Genomic DNA, 17,242 nt, shown 5'->3' with positions numbered 1-17,242 from the left:
CTAACGAGCGGGGTCGGACAGCTCATCGCGCAGGGCGCGACGCAGCACCTTGCCGACATTGCTGCGCGGCAGCTGGTCGCGAAACTCGAACCGCCTTGGCACCTTGTAGCCTGTCAGCTCCTGACGACACCACTGCTTCAGGGCCTGCGGGTCAAGGCTGGCGCCGTTACGCGGTACGATAAACGCCACCACGCTTTCGCCGCTGTCTTCATCCGGCACGCCGACCACTGCGGCTTCATGGATGTCATCATGTCTGAGCAGCACATCCTCCACCTCGTTGGGATACACGTTAAAGCCCGAGGTGACGATCATGTCCTTTTTGCGATCCACGATGCGTACAAAGCCGTCACGCTGCAGCACGGCAATATCCCCTGACCTGACCCAGCCCTCATCCGAAAGCGTTCTGGCAGTCTCTTCGGGCAGATTCCAGTAGCCCTTCATGACCTGCGGACCCTGTACGCATAGCTCACCGGGCGTGTCATAGCCCAGCGGCTGGTCATTCTCATCCAGTACCTGTAGCCGAGTACCGGCCACCGGCCGCCCGATCGCGCCCGGCTGAATCCTGTCGGGTGGATTCACACAGACCACCGGGGACGTTTCGGTCATGCCATACCCTTCCAGTACGGCAGAGCCGGTCACCTCGTGCCAGCGGTTGGCCGTGGTGGTATTGAGTGCCATGCCGCCGGAGACACTGAGCTTTAGATGGCTGAAATCCAGTTTTTTGAAATCATCACGCCGGCACAGGGCGGCAAAGAGCGTGTTGAGTCCGATAAAGGCAGAAAAGGGCTGTTTGGCAAGCGTTTTGACGAAGCCGTCAAGATCCTTCGGGTTAGGGATCAGGATGCTGTGATTGCCGGTTTCACAGCCGAACATGCAGTTCACGGTAAAGGTGTAGATATGATAGACCGGCAGCGGGGCAATAATGGTCTCATATCCGCGAGAGATGGCACTGCCCAGTACCTCCCCGGTCTGGCGCATGTTGGCCACCAGGTTGGCATGAGAAAGCATGGCCCCCTTGGGCGTGCCGGTCGTGCCGCCGGTGTATTGCAAAATGGCCAGATCATCGTCACGCCCCTGGCGGCTTTCATCGACCTGCCCCTTCTGCTTTAGCACCTGCCGCATCGTGACGGCATCGGGCAGATGGTAGCGCGGCACCTGACGGGCAATATAGCGCGCGCCAAGGTTATATTTGAGCCGCGATGGCCAGGGGTGAAGATCCGCCACTTCGGTAACAACGACATGGGCAATCGGCAAACGCTTGAGCACGACTTCCAGCTTGTGTGCCATGTGCGCAAATACCACCACCCCGCTCACGCCGGCATCGGCAAACTGATGATGCATCTCATCGGCGGTGTAGAGCGGATTGGTATTAACGATGACCAGCCCGGCCTTGAGGGCACCGAACACGGCCACCGGGTACTGCAGCAGGTTGGGCAGCACAATCGCCAGACGATCGCCCGGAGACATATCGGTCTGCGAGACAATCCAGTGCGCAAACCGGTCTACCAGATCCTTCATGGCCTTATAGGTCAGCGTACTTTCCATGCAGGTAAAGGCAGGGCGATCAGCATATTGCGTACAGGCCTTTTCGAACACGTCGAGAATCGACCGGTAATTGTCGTCCTTTTCGAGCGCGGGCCCTTCAAGCAGTGCCGGTGCCGTTGTCGTCTCGCTCATGCCTTCTCCCGATCGTCATGCCGCTTGCGGCCAAATACCGTTTCATGGAAAGACTCTAAAATAGCATGAAAGCCCGAGCGTCAGAGCGGATGCTTCAGGACTCGACGACCACCACAGCCCCCGACACAATGAAACGCCCCCTTATTGCTGCCCTGACGGGCAGCCTGCTGACACGGAGCATGCGATGAGCAGGATTCTGGAAGACAACTCTCAGGCCATCGGACAAACGCCGCTGGTCCGGATCAGACACCTGACCGATCACCCTCGCGTCTATGCCAAGCTCGAGTCGCGCAATCCGGCGCTGTCGGTCAAGTGCCGAATCGGTGCCAACATGATCTGGGACGCCGAAAAGCGCGGCGCCCTGAAGCCCGGCATGGAGATCATCGAACCCACCTCCGGCAATACCGGCATCGCGCTCGCCTTTGTGGGCGCCGCGCGCGGCTACCGGGTCAAGCTGACCATGCCGGCCTCGATGAGCATCGAGCGACGCAAGGTGCTCAAGGCACTGGGCGCCGAGCTGGTGCTGACCGAGCCCTCGCGCGGCATGAAAGGCGCGGTTGAGCGCGCCACCGAGCTGCGCGATGCCGAACCCGAGCGCTATTTCATGCCGGCACAGTTCGAAAACCCCGCCAATCCCGAAATTCATGAGAAAACGACCGGGCCGGAACTGTGGGACGCCACCGACGGCGATCTCGATGTACTGGTCGCAGGCGTCGGCACCGGCGGCACCATTACCGGCATTTCACGCTATTTCGAAAAAACGAAGGGCAAGGCGCTTCACAGCGTGGCCGTGGAACCGCTGGAATCACCCATTATCGGCCAGCGTCTGCGCGGCGAAGACCTGGCGCCTGCCGGTCATAAAATTCAGGGCATCGGCGCCAACTTCATTCCGGCCAACCTGGACCTGGACATCGTCGATCAGGTGGAAGCGGTCAGCAGTGAGGACGCCATGGCCATGGCGCGCCGGCTGATGCGCGAAGAAGGCATGCTCGTCGGTATCTCCTGTGGTGCCGCCATGGTCGCTGCCCTGCGTCTGGCCGAAGACCCGGCGTACAGGGACAAGGCCATTGCCGTCATCCTGCCTGACAGTGGCGAGCGCTACCTCTCGACCGCGCTTTTTGAAGGCATGTTCACCGAAGAAGAGTTGAGCTGATCCCAAAAACGCCGCAGGCACTTGCGTGTCTGCGGCGTCGCTCGCCGACCGGGAACATCGTCTCAAATACCGCCCGGATCAGGCGATGATGGCTTCAGGCGCGCTGATGTCGCACCGCTCGCCGTCGCAAAAGGCCATTGCCTCGCCCGGATGCATGTCCTGCCAGCCCGACTCGTTGGTCAAGGGAGCGGTCGCCAGAAGCGTATAGATTGTGGCGCTGTCGCAACGGCTGGCAAGGTCGATATGTTCTCCGGTGTCCAGCGAGGTCACGGTGCCAAAGGGCGAGCATCGCGTTAGCCAGCACATCTTTTTGCTGCAGTAGGTGTAAAGCGTTCGACCATCGCTGAGCATCATGTTGAAAACGCCCATTTCTGACAGTCGATCGCCACACTGGCGCACCAGCTCACATACGGCGGTTGAATCATCGCAGTTCTCCTGCGAGAGCTGATCGAGCAGCCAGCAAAAGACATGTTCACCGTCGGTGGTTCCCAGCGGGGTGAAGCGACCGGTGAGGCCCAGCACCTCGAACCCCTCCAGCTGCCCCTGCATGGTATAGCACCAGCGCCGCCCCTTCATTTCCTGCGTAAAGGGGTAGGTATTACGGATTTCAACGCTGCCTTCATTGGCGTGACGCAGATGGCCCATCATGATCAGGGCGGCAATGTCATCACGCCCGAGCAGGTCCGCCAGCGGCGACTCCGTGGCCGGGCGCAGATCATGAAAGTCGTGGTAGCCGTCACGACGGTAAAAACCGATTCCAAAGCCATCACGATGGGGGCCGTTATCCCCACCGCGATGCTTGAATCCGCGCCAGCTGAAGCCAGTATTGACCGGCCGGTTGGCGTTCATGCCCAGTAGCTCACACACTCGGGTCTCTCCTGTGTCGGGGACGCTGACGTCGCAGGCGACGTCGTCTGAAGGCAAGCAATAGACAGAGCAATATCAGCGCGGCGGCCACCCACCACGCACGCGGGTCCTGCATCCACTGCATGACCTGCGCTTTTGCCGCAGGCCAGTTATCACGGGCCAGATGCCACAGACGCTGCAGCGACCACTGTTGATCTTCCTTTTGCTCATCACGCGATGCCATCTGCTCACCGCTGATCGCATCGCGATCAAGACGCGCACCGGCCAGACCGGTCGCGGCATCGCTATTGAGCATCACCGGCGGCAGGGGGATTTCCAGTATCCGGTTATCCAGTGCCACCGTGGCCGCAAGCGCGACAGGGACGGCCTCATCAGGCAGCGTATCGGGCAGAGTCACCTGCCAGCGATCATCGCCCACGGGATCAACGCCGAGTGTTTCCCCCAGCAGTTCGGCATGAATGCGAGTATTGTCGCGCGTCAGACGCGGCCAGGCCGCTGTCAACGTAATATGGGACTGCTCATCGGATAGCGCCGCATCGATGACCGGCACGACGTTAACGCTATGGGTCAGCAGCCGTGCAAAGCGGTCGCTGCGCGCCTCGAGTGTCAGCTCGGCATTACCTGTTCGGTCGATGCGATCAAGGCGGCCACGGTAACGCCCGTCCGCCTCACGCTGCAAACGCGTACCGGCAATGTCAACGTCAGCGCCTCGCAGCGCGGCATCCACGGACACCGCCTGAGCCGACGCGTTATCGTCGTCGTTCACGCCTTCCAGCCAGACCTCCAGCGGCAGATCGATATGCTCGTAGAGCGTGGCCGGGATTGTGGCGCTGTGTAGCTGCAGGCCTGAATCGATCAGAATGCGGGAACCGGCGCCCACCGGCCCCTCGATCTGCCACTGCCCTGCGGCCGGCTCGGGGACGGTAATCAGCTCGTAGCGATCGTCATGACGCCAGCGACTTGCAGCACCGGGCGCGTCGATGCTCAAACGCTCACCGTCGGGGCTGATCAATGTGATCGGGCCGTCATCGCGGCCATGAAAAAGCAGTGCCGTAAATTCACGTACCTGATCGTCGACCTGAAACCGGCCGTCTTCCAGCGGCAGCTGCTGGCGCGGCGCTACCTGATTCAAAACGTCCAGAAAGGAGCGCAAAAGCGCTCGGGAGTCCTCTGCCACCGATGCCAGCCCCCCGGTCTGCTGCGAAATGGCACGCATCAGATCGATATCGGCATTGCGGGACAGGGCAATGGTATGGATGACCACGTTGCGTCCGGCCAGATCCGGGGCAAGCGTGTCGATAATACGCTCGCGCGAGGCGCGGTCCCGGGCGGGCTTGTCGGTGATCGCAGGAATATCCACCATGCCATCGGTCAAAACGATCAGATGTGTGCGACCGTCCCGGGTGACGCCCTGCGTGGCCCTGTCGAGCGCCGATTCAAGATCGGTAAACTGCTCGTATTGTGTGATTTGAGGCAGCACATTCAGCGCACGCGTGCGCCACTGATCGTTGACGGTGCCCATGGCCAGCGGATTGGCGACCTGCTGACCAAAGGTCCAGAGCCCGGCGCGAACATTGTCGGGTAACAGATCGACCAGCAAACGCACGCCGCTGGCACGCAGATTGTCGGGGTCATTGCCTTTCATGCTGCCGGAGACATCGATCGCCAGGCGAACATCGCCCTGTTCAGGCGAGTCCTGTGGCGCTGCCTGAACCGGCAGTGTCATCAGGCCCAGCAGCAGCAAGGCACCTGTCATCAGCCACCGATACAGCATACGGCCTATCTCCCGAGCGAGGGTTCCCGACGCGCCGGGGCACTTTCCCGAGGTCGGCGAGAGTGATCACGTTGATCACTGTTGCCGCCTGTCCGGGAATCGCCCGAGCGGTCGTCATCATCATTGTCGTGCCGGCCACGGCGGCCGATAAAAAAGGCCACCAGCATGCCAAGAAGCGCACCGATTGCCAGCAACACGCCGCCCAGAAAGACCTGACCGCCGTTGTGCTGTAAAAAGCCGACCGCCGTCACCACAAGCGACGGTGCCCAGCCCGAATAGCCAAGCTGGGATTCCGGCCCGGGTACCGAAAAAAACGCCGGCATCCAGAGCATGCCCGCAACGCCACCGGCAATCAGCCAGCGAGGCAGGCGTGGCAGAAACGAGATGGCAAAATAGCCGAACACCAGCACCGCCACGGATAATACGAACCAGCATAGCCACAATAGTGGGATCGAGTCTGAAATCAGCACGCCCTTGATACCTCCGGGTTAAATACAGCGATCAATGTTACACTGCACATTATGAAAGAACACCCATCCCCCGCGCCGATTGCGCGCTTCAGGAAAGTCGAAGACCCCCATTGGCACTGGCTTGAAAACCGGGATACGCCAGAGGTGGCCGAGTTTCTCGAAGCCGTCAATCAGGCAAGTGATCAGTGGTTTGAACCGCTGAAATCACTCACGCAGACCCTGTTTGACAGCCATCTTGCCCGCCGCGAGCTCTCTGTCACGGGTCTGGCCACATCCTTTGATCATTTCGTCTACTGGAGCGAGACGGCCTTTGATGCCGACTATCCGGTCTTCTGGCGCCACCCGATCGGTGAAGGCTTTGACCATCTCGATATCGAACGTCGCGGCCACGAGTGCCTGATCGACCTGCAGGAGCTCTCTACCCACAGCAGCTTTCTTGAACTGGGCGATCTGGCCCTGTCCGAAGACGAGCAGTGGATGGCCTGGACGCTGGATACCCAGGGCAACGAGTATTTCGACCTTTATCTGCGTCATCTGCCCGATGGTGAGACGATCCGCCTTGAGCGCGGTATCGGACCCGATCTGTGCTGGGCAGAAGACAACGCCACGATTTTGTTCACGCGCTATGACACCACCCAGCGCCCGGCCACGGTCTGGCGACGCCATCGTGACCATGACGACGCCGTCTGTCTTTTTGAAGAAGATGACGTCGAGTTCTGGGTCGGGCTGGACAAGACCCGCTCGCGTGAATGGCTGGTCATTCATAGCGCCTCCAAGGACACCAGCGAGACCCATCTGGTTCCCGCGGCCACACCGGCAACGGCGCCCATATGCTTTCACCCACGCCAGGCCGGCGTAGAGTATGGCATCGATCACCGCCCAGGCATGTTCTATGTGCTCCACAACAGAGGCGCTGTGCACTTTTGCCTTGAGCGCGCCGAAGAGCATGCGCTTGAGCACTGGCTGCCAATGATCGAACATCGCGCCGATACCACACTTGAAGATGTGGATGCCTTCTCGTGGGGGCTGGTGCTGACCGAGCGGGATCACGACAGCGCCCAGGTGCATCTGCGATTGATGCAACTCGACGAGCATCATGAGGCCATCCGCGATGAGTGGCTGCCGATTGCGGAAACGCCCTGCAGTCTCGCCCTTGCCGATACGCCCCACTTTGATACGCGCCGTCTTCGTCTGCACGAGGAATCCTTTACCACGCCGCCACGCTGGATCGATGTCGACATCGACAGCGGCGAGCGACGGCTGCTGCGCCAACAGCCGGTTTACGGCGACATTCAGCCCGGCCATCTGGCCTGTCGTCGGGTCTGGGCCACCTCCTTCGATGGCGAACGGGTACCGGTGTCGGTGGTGGCGCGTGCCGACCTGATCGACCGTGGCCCGCTGCCCACCCTTTTGTATGGCTACGGCGCCTACGGCCAGACACTGGATCCGTGGTTTTCCATTTCGCGCCTTGAGCTTCTGGCGCGCGGCGGTGCCTTTGCCGTGGCCCACGTTCGCGGCGGCGGTGACCGGGGCGAACCCTGGTATCTGGCCGGCAAGCTGGCGCACAAGGAAAACAGCTTTCGCGATTTTTTGGCCGCTCGCAACGTGCTGGTAGAGCATGGCCTGGCCGAAGAGCGCCACATTGCCGCCTACGGCGCCAGCGCCGGCGGGCTGCTGGTGGCAGCCAGCGTCAACCTTGACCCGCACGCCTTTTGTGCCGCGGTACTGGATGTGCCCTTCGTTGATGTGCTGCGCACCATGGAAAACCCCGATCTGCCGCTGACGACCGCGGAATATACCGAGTGGGGCAATCCGGAAGAGCCTGAAGCGCATCGACGCATCAAGGGCTATTCACCGCTGAACAATCTGATGCCCGCCCCCTGGCCGGCGGTCTATCTTCAGGGCAGCTGGCACGATTCGCGCGTGCCCTACTGGGAGCCGGCCAAGCTCTATGCGCGCCTGATCGAGTTCGACAGCGCTCGGGGGCCGGTCCTTTTACGCACCGACATGAGCGCCGGTCATGGCGGCGCGTCCGGGCGATTTCACGCCTGGCGCGACGTGGCCCGTCAGGATGCCTTTATCCTGTGGGCCCTGGGGCTTTCCAGGGTCGAGCCGTCATCCGGGTCATCATCGCAGGATGTCTGATCGTCATTGACCTTCTCGCGACCTGCAAACAAAAGGGGCGCTCTTCGAAAATGAAGAGCGCCCCTTTTATTATCGCCTGGAGAGTGCTCGCAGGCCGTTACGACCGGCAGGGCATCACGGCAATGATGTAGTCCTCATAGTCCCTGTCCGGCACCCTCGCCTCGCTGACCGCCATACCGTGCATGCTGACCCCGGCACGGCGAGCGCCGGCCGGGTCACCGCTGCGCAGCGGATGCCATTCGGGCAGCGGCTTGCCCTGCGCCAGACGTCGATAGCCGCAGGTCTCGGGCAGCCAGTGAAACGCACGTGCACGCGCTGGCGTGAGCTGCAGACAGTCAGGCACCTTGTCGAAACGATGCTCATAGTCACTGCAGCGACAGGCCCGGGTATCGAAAAGGCGGCAGGCGACCGACAGCGTCACGATCTCCTGGTTTTCTTCGTCCTCGAGCCGAACCAGACAGCACTGGCCGCAGCCATCGCAAAGGGCTTCCCATTCATCAGACGTCAGCTCCTCAAGCGACAATCGCTCCCAAAAGCGCTCACGCATACCGTACTCCCGAGATATTTTTCAGGACACCTGCCCCTGGTCGTCAGCGCTGGCGCCGACGTCAAAGGCAAGGTCACGTGACCGTGCATCCCCGCCGGGGGGCATCTGCAGATAGTAGCCCTTCTCCTTGAGGGCCTCGATGACCCGCGCCGTATCAACCCGGGCAAGCGTTCGCTCCGGCGTCATGATCATCATCATGATCGACACGGGTGGGCCAAAGCCTGTCAGCAGCTCCTGAGGCACCACATCCAGCCCGCGTGTGCGATCCACATAGAGAAACATCTCTTCGTGGCGCGCACTCTTGTAGATCTGACACAAAAGCGGTGTCGGGGTCATGGTGTTCTCCGCAAACGCGTGGACGTTTCAATGCGCATCGCGGGTAGAACCCGGAGCGCGGGTATTGCCTGAAAGCGCCGCTATCAGCGCATCGTTAAGGACCTCACCGCGCCACCCCTTGATCAGGGGCCAGTCAGTGCGCTGCAGGTCGGCACTGATCCAGCGCTCCAGCTCACGGCGTGTCACGAGCACTTCAGAAGGCAGTGACAGCGCGACGGCGCGCTCGTTGACTGCTGCCTTCAGTGTCTTCATGCGCTTTTTGTAGGCATCACTGACAGGAGAAGGCAGACCGGTAGGCAGCGCCTGCTCCTCCAGCAACGTCGCTTCCTGAATCAGGGCCAGCATCGCATCGCCCTCGCGCTTGATCAGGGCGGGCTTGATGCCATCGACGCGGGAAAGCTCATAGCGATTGGCCGGCAGCGCCGAGGCAACCTCCATGAGCGTGGCATCGCTTGCCAGCCAGTTGCGCGGCAGATTGCGCTCGCGCACGGCGCGTTCGCGCCAGACACACAGCCGCTGAAACGCTGCCAGCTGACGAGGCGTCAGCCGCCAGGCGTTGCGATGTCGCAGATACCAGCGCTCGTCATCACGCACACCCCGCGCTGCCGCCACCAGGGCGTGACAGTCTTCAAGCAGCCACTCAAGACGATTTTGCTCACGAAGACGATCCTGCTGTCGCTGCCAGATCAGGGGCAGCCAGACCACATCCAGCGCTGCATAGCGGCACTGTTCCTCACTCAGCGGACGCTGGAGCCAGTTGGAGCGGGTCTCGCCCTTGGGGACATGCTGGTCTACCCAGCGCTCCACCAGTCGCTGGTAGCTGATGGAGCTCTCCTCCCCCACCAGCGCATGCGCCAGCTGGGTATCCACGACCGGCGAGGGGACGTCCCCCACCCAGAGCGTGAAGATCTCCATGTCTTCGCTGCAGGCGTGCAGTATCTTCAGCGGTCCGTCATCGCCCAGCAGGGCACGCAGCGACGCGGTAGGCGCCACCACGGTCGGGTCGATCAGGTAGACCACATCGGCACTTCCCAGCTGAATCAGTGCCGGTACCGGATAGAAGGTGGTCTCACGCATGAACTCGGTATCCACACCGATCACCTCGCAGGTCGCGAGATCGGCACAGGCGCGCTCGAGCGCCTCTTCGGTATCGATAAAGTGCCAGATTACATCAGTGGGCATGGTCATTTTGTCTACGGCCGCCTGCCGACACGGAGTTCGACAGGGAATAAAGTAAAACAAGCCGCACAGCGGCTTGTCGCATTCATGAGATACGCTCCCGGACGAACGCCTGTCATGACATCGATCGCTAGCCCTGCTCGCCAAAGGGCTGGCGCCCCATGAACGCACGCGACAGCGTCCCGCCATCCACGTATTCGAGCTCACCGCCCATGGGCACGCCGTAGGCCAGACGCGAACAGCGCACCCCCTGCGCCCGCAGTTGCTCGGCGATATAGTGCGCGGTCGCCTCGCCTTCCACGGTAGGATTGGTGGCGAGGATCATCTCTTCGGTCTGTCGCTGATGCACCAGCGCTTCAAGCTGATCGAGTCCCAGATCGCCCGGACCCACGCCATCGATGGGCGAGAGATGGCCATGCAGCACGAAATAGCGTCCGTGAAAGCCGCCGGCCTCCTCGATGGCCAAAAGATCCGCCGGCGATTCCACCACACACAGGTTGCGATCATCACGGCGGGTGTCCTCGCAGATGCTGCAAAGCCGGCTTTCCGTCAGGTTACGACAGCACTCGCAGTACCCTACTCTTTCAAGCGCCTCGCCCAGCACCTCTGCCAGCCGGCGTCCGCCTTCGCGGTCACGCTCCAGCAGATGAAAGGCCATGCGCTGCGCCGTGCGGGGGCCTACGCCCGGCAGCACCCGCAGCGTTTCGAGCAAACGATCGATCAGCGGTGAAAATGTCGCCATGAATTGCGCGTATCCTAGAACGGCATCTTGAAGCCGGGTGGCAGGTTCATGCCTTCCGTGACTTCTTCCATTTTGGTGCGCGAGTTGACTTCCACCTTGCGCACGGCATCGTTGACCGCAGCTGCCAGCAGGTCTTCGAGAAATTCCTTCTCTTCCTGCATGATGGCCGGGTCGAGTTCAATCGATGTGACATCGTGACGACCGTTCATGGTGACCTTGACCATGCCGGCGCCGGATTCGCCATGCACTTCGGTGTCAGCAATTTCTTCCTGCACCTTTTGCATCTTGTCCTGCATTTCCTGAGCCTGCTTCATCAGGTTGCCCATGCCGCCTTTCATCATGATTGCCGTCCTCGAAAGTCGTTAAGTCAAAGCGTTATCGATAGCTGCGCTCAGCTACCGCCACTGGCGTCGTCCTGCTCGAACGAGGTCACGCTGCGCTCCAGCAGACGCGCACCGAAAACGTCCTGCAGGGACTGAATATGCGGGTCATCACGCAAGGCTTCAATGGCACGCTGCAATCGCGCCTTCTCGAGCCGGGCGCGGCGTCGTGCCGGGGTTTCGATGTGCTCATCGATTTCCCCCACCTCGATGGACACCCGGCGAGGCAGGCCATGCGCCATCAGGGCCTTCTCAAGACGCTCGCGGTGCACTTCTGCGTTCATGGCACTTTGTGAATGATGCAGCCACATGCCGAGTTGCTCACCGTCATCATGGTGTACAACGCAGTTGGCCACCAGGTTACCCGTCATGCCGGAAAGTCCCAGACCGGGAAAAAGCTCGAGCCAGCGCGCATTGTGAATCGGCGTGTGATCGGCCTCGACCGGCAGGGCGTGGCCGTTGCCTGACGGCGCTTCATTGCTGGCCGTTGGTGCCTGCGCCGTTTCCGACAAGGACGCATCGGGAGAAGAAGCCTCCGGTGAGGATTCGCCGGCGAGCCCATCCACCATGGCCTCCAGCGCCCGGGTCTGACCGCCAGCGTGATCGCCGACCGCCTCATTCATGTACTCGTCGAGTGCATCGTCGTGTTCATCATCCCCGGCTTGTTCGTCCGGCGGCGGTGCCTTGTGGACGGGCTCGGCATCAAAAAGCGCCTGATGCGTGTCCGTGACTTCCGGCACGTCCGGGGTGACCGTGGGCTGAACGGTATCGGGTGGCGCGGTGTCGCCGGCCTCTTCGCTTAATGCCTCGCTGTAGGCGGCGCTCTCTGCCGCATCGGGGAGCGAGACCGCCGCGTCATCGTCGTTCCAGGGCGGCGCCGGCTCGGGGGCCGTCGAAGGCTCCATAGGGTGTGGCGGTTCGGCAGGTGCCGCCGTGGTCGGTGCCACGACCGGTTCGCTTCGTTCCGGCGCCTGTGCGCCTTGTTCCGGCACCTGCGCCTGTGCGCCATCCGACGCGGACACGTTATCGGCAGGCGCCGGAGATGATGTGCTTTCATGACCGGCCGGTGATGGCGTCGACGACGCGGCACCCTGAATCGGTAGTGGCTTGTGCTCCGGTGCCGGTGCGCCCTGCGGCCGGAAAGCGAGCATGCGCAGCAGCGTCATCTCCAGCGCCGTTCGCTGCTCCGGCGCGTTGTCCATGTCGCCGCGCCCGTTAAGCGCGATCTGGTAGTAAAGCTGCACATCTTCGGGGGTGAAGTGTGCGGCGAGTGCGACCAGCGCCTCGCGATCCCCCTGGGCATTATCAAGCGCTGCCGGCACCATCTGCGCGATGGCCAGACGGTGGAAGACCCCGCACAGGGCATCCAGCACGCCGGCAAAGTCCGGCCCCTGTTCGGCCAGCTGGGCCACGCGTGCCAGCACATCGGCGGCGTCGCCCCCGGCCAGTGACTCGGCCAGCGCCAGAATCTGGCGATGATCGAGCGTGCCGAGCATCGCGATGACGTCGTGTTCGCGCACTTCCCCGTGCCCAAAGGCAATGGCCTGATCGGTCAGCGACATGGCATCGCGCATGGAACCATCGGCGGCGCGCCCTAAAAGCCAGAGCGCCGCGGTATCAAAGGCAGTCTGCTCCTGGGTGAGCACATGATCGAGATGATCAACAATGCGCTCGGGCGTCATGCGCTTGAGGGCGAACTGCAGACAGCGCGACAGTACCGTAACGGGCAGCTTTTGCGGGTCGGTGGTCGCCAGCAGAAAACGTACGTGCGGGGGCGGCTCTTCCAGCGTTTTCAACAGCGCATTGAAGCTGTGCGTTGACAGCATGTGCACCTCGTCGATGAGGTACACCTTGTAGCGCCCCTGGGTGGGCGCATACTGGACGTTATCAAGCAGCTCGCGGGTATCCTCGACGCGGGTACGCGAGGCCGCATCCACCTCGATCAGGTCGACGAATCGCCCCTGATCGATGTCCTGACAGGTTCGACACTGCCCGCACGGCAGTGAGGTGACGCCGGTTTCACAGTTCAGGCACTTGGCCAGGATACGAGCCAGCGTGGTCTTGCCCACTCCCCGCGTGCCGGTAAACAGATAGGCATGATGCAGTCGTCCCTGGTCAAGGGCATTGACCAGCGCCCGGCTGACATGCTCCTGCCCTATCAGCTCGTGAAATGTGCGCGGCCGCCATTTGCGGGCCAGTACCTGATAGCTCATGCAGCGCTATAGCCTGTAATCAAAGCGGTGGAGTGTCGACACATGGAAAGGGTCGTCGATCGGATGGCCAGAGCGCTCATTCTATCGACTGGACGCACACGCGCCAATCAATCCCTGCCACCGATCAGGGCACGGACCCTGCGAGACGATATTGTTCGGACGCGACGTGAGATACAAACGGATGCGATTTACCGGTCAGGCGACCGTTATCGGAAAAGGGTACTACGAGGAGAATCACTTCAGGAAAGGGTGGCGACCCTCAACAGCCACATCCCGGCACACGCATCCATCACTACCGTTGCTCCCTTCCGGGCCTGGCGGGGTTCGCGATATCGCGTTGCGAGAGGACCATCGAGGGTCACCATCACCGGATATCAGGGCATGTTGTCTGCCGGCCGCTGGCCAGCCCCCCGATCAACCGAGCGCGCATGGTATCAGCGGGTCATCCCCATCGCAAGCGATGTCGATACGCAAACAGCACAGTCGTGATATACCAACCGTCCAGGGTAGACTGCCCTTTTTTGCATTTTGTCGCTGCGGAGCCTTCATGGCGCTACTGCTCATCGAGGATGACGTGCTGTTGGCACAGACTCTTGAAACCCTGCTGCGTGACCATGACGATAGGCTTGAGGTCATCACACGCGGTGATCACGCCTGCGATTATCTGACCACGCCCCGAAAGCTCGACCTGGTGATTCTGGATCTGAACCTGCCCCATCGCAGCGGCCTTGATGTGCTGACCACGCTGCGCCGGCACGATACGCATACGCCCGTGCTGATTCTCACCGCCCGCGCCTCGGTCGAGGATCGCGTAGCGGGGTTGGATCTGGGTGGCGATGATTACCTGACCAAACCCTTCTCGCTCAGCGAGTTCGAAGCTCGGGTGCGCGCCCTTTTACGCCGCGCGCGCCCGGCAGCGGCCGACACCATCGAGCTGGGCCCGCTGACGCTGCACGTGCCGAGTCAGCGTCTCGAACTTGGCCGCACCCCGCTGGCACTGCCCACGAGAGAGCAGCGCCTGCTGGCCTGCCTGTTGCGTCATGGCGAGCGGGTCATCAGTCGCGCTGATCTGATGCTCGAGGCCTTTGGCGGGGATGACACCCTGCGTGACAACGCCCTGGAGGTGTACGTACATCGCCTGCGCCGACGCCTTGAGGGCAGCGACCTTCGCATTCGTACCGTGCGCGGCCTGGGCTATCGTCTGGAACGACGCTGAGCCATGACGCCCTGTGCTCCTGGTCTTCATCGTCGTCTGCTGGGCGGGCTCTCCCTGCTGCTGCTGTTTACCTGCGTTTTGCTGCTGCTTCAGTCCTGGCACAGCGCACAGCGCAGTGCCGACCGCGCCAATGATCGCCTGCTTGCCTCGGCAGCACAGGTCATGAGCGATCATGTGAGCTGGCGCGACGACCGGCTGTGGTTTGATGTGCCCGCCTCGGCACTGAACATGCTGGCCCCGCACGGCGACGAGCGCGTCTTTTATGCCCTTGTCGATCAAGCAGGTCACCGCGTCAGCGGCAATGCCGATCTTGCGACGCTGATGGCGCCTCTGCCACCGCCGGGCACCTTCGAAGCCGGGCCCGCCAGTCTCGATGGCCTGTCGCTGCGCGTCGGCGCCCTGGGCGCCCGGCTGACCGGCTGGCAGCACCGCGAACCCTATACCCTGCTGGTGGCCCATACGCTGGAGGCGCGACGCGCCATGACCCGGCAGCTTTTCCGCGACAGCAGCCTGCGACTGGCCGGCATTGTGGTGCTGGCACTGGCCGGGCTGTTGATAACGCTGCGTCTGGCCCTGAGCCCGCTGAACGCGCTGCGCACACGGCTCAAGGCCCGTTCGGCGCATGACCTCTCCCCGATCGATGTGGCCGTGCCGCGCGAGCTGGAAGAACTCCTCGCGGCCCTCAACGCCCTGCTGGCCCGGCAGCGTCAGGTGCGCGCTCACGAACAGCGCTTTATCGGTGACGCCTCCCACCAGCTGCGCACGCCGCTGGCCGGTATTGCAGCCAGTGCCGAACTGGCGCTTCGAAGTGATGACACCAATCACTGGCATCAGGCACTGCAGGAAATACAGACCGGCACACGTCGCGCGACCCGCCTGGCTGAACAGCTGCTGTCGCTGACCCGTCTTTATTCTCCGCAGGCACCCGTGACGCGGTTACCGGTGGCGCTGGACACGCTGGCCCGCGAATCGCTGATCCGCTTTTTGCCCGCCGCCGACAGCGCCGGCATCGACCTGGGGCTTGCCGACCCCTGCCCGGCCCTGTCGGTGGCGGCCGACCACTGGCAGATTGAAGAGGCTCTGGGCAATCTGATCGACAATGCCCTGCGCTACGCCCGCAGCCGGGTCACCGTCGGGGTCAATGCCGCTACACAGGTGCTGTATGTCGAAGACGATGGTCCGGGCATCAGCACTGCCGCTCAGACGGATGCCCTGCGACCGTTTCACCGCTGCGAGGAACAGGGCAGCGGCAGCGGCCTGGGGCTGGCTATTGCCGATGGGGTGGCCCGCGCTCACGGCGGCCAGATCGTCATGCATCATCCGGTCGACGGTGATTTCATGATCGGTCTGCACCTGCCTGGAGCGCCCTGGCAATGACGAGGCTTTTTAACATCCTGCGACAGGCCGTATCGGCCGGGATACTGCTGGCATTGGCTGTAACTGCCAGCGCCGACAACGGACCGGTCTTATCACCGGGCCATCTTCACTTGACGGGCAGCACCAGCGAGCGTCTCAACATTCAGGGCGTGGTGGAAACCGATATTCTGCGACCGGTACTCGAGGCCTTTCACCGGCGCTATCCGCAGATCACGCTGGACTATCGCGACGCCTCGCGCGGCGATCGGCGAGATCCTGCTCTGGTGCCCGCCGACGTCGATCTGCTGATGTCCTCGGCCATGGCGCAACAGTATCAGCTGGCCAACGCCGGCCTGGCCCTGCCGCTGGGCAACGGCGTTATCAATCCTGACTGGCCGCAGGATGCACGCTGGCGCGATGAGCTGGTCGGGCTGACCCTTGAGCCACTGGTGATGGTCTATCGCCGTGAGCTTGCCGACATTGCCCCACCACCGGTGGATCATGCGAGCCTGCTGGCGCTTTTGAATGGGAAACACACGGCCCTGAAAGGCCGTGTCGCTACTTACGACCCTGCTCGAAGCCCGACCGGCTTCATGGCGGTGGCCCGGGATATCACGCGCTCGCAGGAAGCGTGGACGCTGTTCGAGGCCATGGGCGCGATGGATACCCGGCTGCTGGACGCCACGGCAGACATGCTTGAGGGCCTGATCGAGGGCCGCTATCTGATCGGCTACAACCTGATCGGCTCCTATGCTCGCCGCGCCGTTGAGGCTCACCCCGAGCTGGTGCTGCAGGTGCCTACCGATTACGCGCTGGCACTGCAGCGACTGGCACTGATCCCCAAAACCGCCCCGCATCCCGAGACGGCTCGACGCTTTCTGGCCTTTATCACATCAAGCGAGGGGCAGCAGATCATGACCAGTCAGACACCGCTGGGCAGCCCGCTTCTGACTCACGAAAACACCGACAGGGGCGAGACATCGCTTGAGCCGATTCAACTGACGCCGGGGCTTCTGGCGCTGATCGACCCGCTAAAGCATGAGGCGCTGCTGGATCGCTGGCAGACAATCTTTGCCCCCAATGATGCTCCGCTCCCGCGGGCCGTTGAAGGCGAGGTAGAATAAAGGTCTGAAAGGGTCTGCCATCGGCGCACGACCCACCACCCCTTGTATCGCAGGAATGACCAT

General features: G+C 62.2%; 15 protein-coding genes and 1 other RNA gene. 5 read left to right on the top strand and 11 right to left on the bottom strand.

What is annotated here, in order from left to right:
- On the bottom strand, nt 1–1,677 hold the full coding sequence (locus tag ACXMYO_RS03205) for an AMP-binding protein (protein WP_457807794.1): 1,677 nt from the start codon (nt 1,675–1,677) through the stop codon (nt 1–3).
- Between the two features lie 184 nt (nt 1,678–1,861).
- On the opposite strand from ACXMYO_RS03205, the gene cysK reads away from it, so the two are divergent.
- On the top strand, nt 1,862–2,830 hold the full coding sequence (gene cysK, locus ACXMYO_RS03200; RefSeq protein ID WP_438766728.1) for a cysteine synthase A: 969 nt from the start codon (nt 1,862–1,864) through the stop codon (nt 2,828–2,830).
- Nucleotides 2,831–2,908: 78 nt separating this feature from the next.
- Here cysK and ACXMYO_RS03195 read toward each other — a convergent pair whose 3' ends face one another.
- Genes ACXMYO_RS03195 through ACXMYO_RS03185 form a run of 3 tightly spaced genes read right to left on the bottom strand, consistent with a single transcriptional unit; the run spans nt 2,909 to nt 5,941 of the window.
- On the bottom strand, nt 2,909–3,697 hold the full coding sequence (locus tag ACXMYO_RS03195) for a class II glutamine amidotransferase (protein ID WP_457807793.1): 789 nt from the start codon (nt 3,695–3,697) through the stop codon (nt 2,909–2,911).
- The gene (locus tag ACXMYO_RS03190) at nt 3,690–5,471 is read right to left on the bottom strand and encodes a VWA domain-containing protein (RefSeq protein WP_438766725.1); all 1,782 of its coding nucleotides are present in this window, start codon (nt 5,469–5,471) and stop codon (nt 3,690–3,692) included. The genes ACXMYO_RS03195 and ACXMYO_RS03190 overlap by 8 nt, the downstream gene beginning before the upstream one ends.
- A 5-nt stretch (nt 5,472–5,476) precedes the next feature.
- Entirely contained in the window at nt 5,477–5,941 is a 465-nt protein-coding gene (locus ACXMYO_RS03185) for a hypothetical protein (RefSeq protein ID WP_457807792.1), read from the bottom strand.
- Nucleotides 5,942–5,992: 51 nt separating this feature from the next.
- Between ACXMYO_RS03185 and ACXMYO_RS03180 the strand changes: the two genes are divergently transcribed.
- Nucleotides 5,993–8,086, top strand: coding sequence for a S9 family peptidase (locus ACXMYO_RS03180; protein ID WP_457807791.1), 2,094 nt, complete (start codon nt 5,993–5,995; stop codon nt 8,084–8,086).
- A gap of 97 nt (nt 8,087–8,183) precedes the next feature.
- On the opposite strand, the gene ACXMYO_RS03175 is transcribed toward ACXMYO_RS03180, so the two are convergent.
- The 7 genes from ACXMYO_RS03175 to ffs all read right to left on the bottom strand — a co-directional run bounded on the left by ACXMYO_RS03175 (nt 8,184) and on the right by ffs (nt 13,837).
- Nucleotides 8,184–8,633 carry a YcgN family cysteine cluster protein gene (locus ACXMYO_RS03175; protein ID WP_457807790.1) on the bottom strand — a complete coding sequence of 150 codons (450 nt, stop codon included), beginning with the start codon at nt 8,631–8,633 and terminating at the stop codon, nt 8,184–8,186.
- A 21-nt stretch (nt 8,634–8,654) separates the two neighbouring features.
- Nucleotides 8,655–8,969: a YcgL domain-containing protein gene (locus ACXMYO_RS03170; RefSeq protein ID WP_438766721.1), complete on the bottom strand. Its 315-nt coding sequence runs from the start codon at nt 8,967–8,969 to the stop codon at nt 8,655–8,657.
- A gap of 27 nt (nt 8,970–8,996) precedes the next feature.
- Complete coding sequence (gene rnd, locus ACXMYO_RS03165; RefSeq protein WP_457807789.1) at nt 8,997–10,151, bottom strand: ribonuclease D; 1,155 nt, start codon at nt 10,149–10,151, stop codon at nt 8,997–8,999.
- Between the two features lie 127 nt (nt 10,152–10,278).
- Nucleotides 10,279–10,890 (bottom strand): recombination mediator RecR, encoded by a 612-nt coding sequence (gene recR / locus ACXMYO_RS03160; RefSeq protein ID WP_457807788.1) that lies wholly within the window; start codon nt 10,888–10,890, stop codon nt 10,279–10,281.
- 14 nt (nt 10,891–10,904) lie between these two features.
- Nucleotides 10,905–11,231: a YbaB/EbfC family nucleoid-associated protein gene (locus ACXMYO_RS03155; RefSeq protein WP_438766718.1), complete on the bottom strand. Its 327-nt coding sequence runs from the start codon at nt 11,229–11,231 to the stop codon at nt 10,905–10,907.
- Nucleotides 11,232–11,281: 50 nt separating this feature from the next.
- Nucleotides 11,282–13,483 (bottom strand): DNA polymerase III subunit gamma/tau, encoded by a 2,202-nt coding sequence (gene dnaX, locus ACXMYO_RS03150; RefSeq protein WP_457807787.1) that lies wholly within the window; start codon nt 13,481–13,483, stop codon nt 11,282–11,284.
- Nucleotides 13,484–13,740: 257 nt separating this feature from the next.
- Nucleotides 13,741–13,837: signal recognition particle sRNA small type (gene ffs / locus ACXMYO_RS03145), an RNA gene on the bottom strand.
- Between the two features lie 193 nt (nt 13,838–14,030).
- Between ffs and ACXMYO_RS03140 the strand changes: the two genes are divergently transcribed.
- Genes ACXMYO_RS03140 through ACXMYO_RS03130 form a run of 3 tightly spaced genes read left to right on the top strand, consistent with a single transcriptional unit; the run spans nt 14,031 to nt 17,179 of the window.
- Nucleotides 14,031–14,699, top strand: a complete 669-nt coding sequence (locus ACXMYO_RS03140; protein WP_457807786.1) for a response regulator transcription factor — start codon at nt 14,031–14,033, stop codon at nt 14,697–14,699.
- A 3-nt stretch (nt 14,700–14,702) separates the two neighbouring features.
- Nucleotides 14,703–16,076 (top strand): sensor histidine kinase, encoded by a 1,374-nt coding sequence (locus ACXMYO_RS03135; protein ID WP_457807785.1) that lies wholly within the window; start codon nt 14,703–14,705, stop codon nt 16,074–16,076.
- A complete protein-coding gene (locus ACXMYO_RS03130) occupies nt 16,073–17,179 on the top strand; it encodes an ABC transporter substrate-binding protein (RefSeq protein WP_457807784.1) in 1,107 nt (368 codons plus the stop codon). Before ACXMYO_RS03135 ends, ACXMYO_RS03130 begins: the two co-directional genes overlap by 4 nt.
- Nucleotides 17,180–17,242 lie beyond the last annotated feature (63 nt).

The sequence above is a fragment of the Kushneria sp. EE4 genome, assembly GCF_977968315.1.
This window is presented reverse-complemented; position numbering and strand designations above follow the sequence as displayed.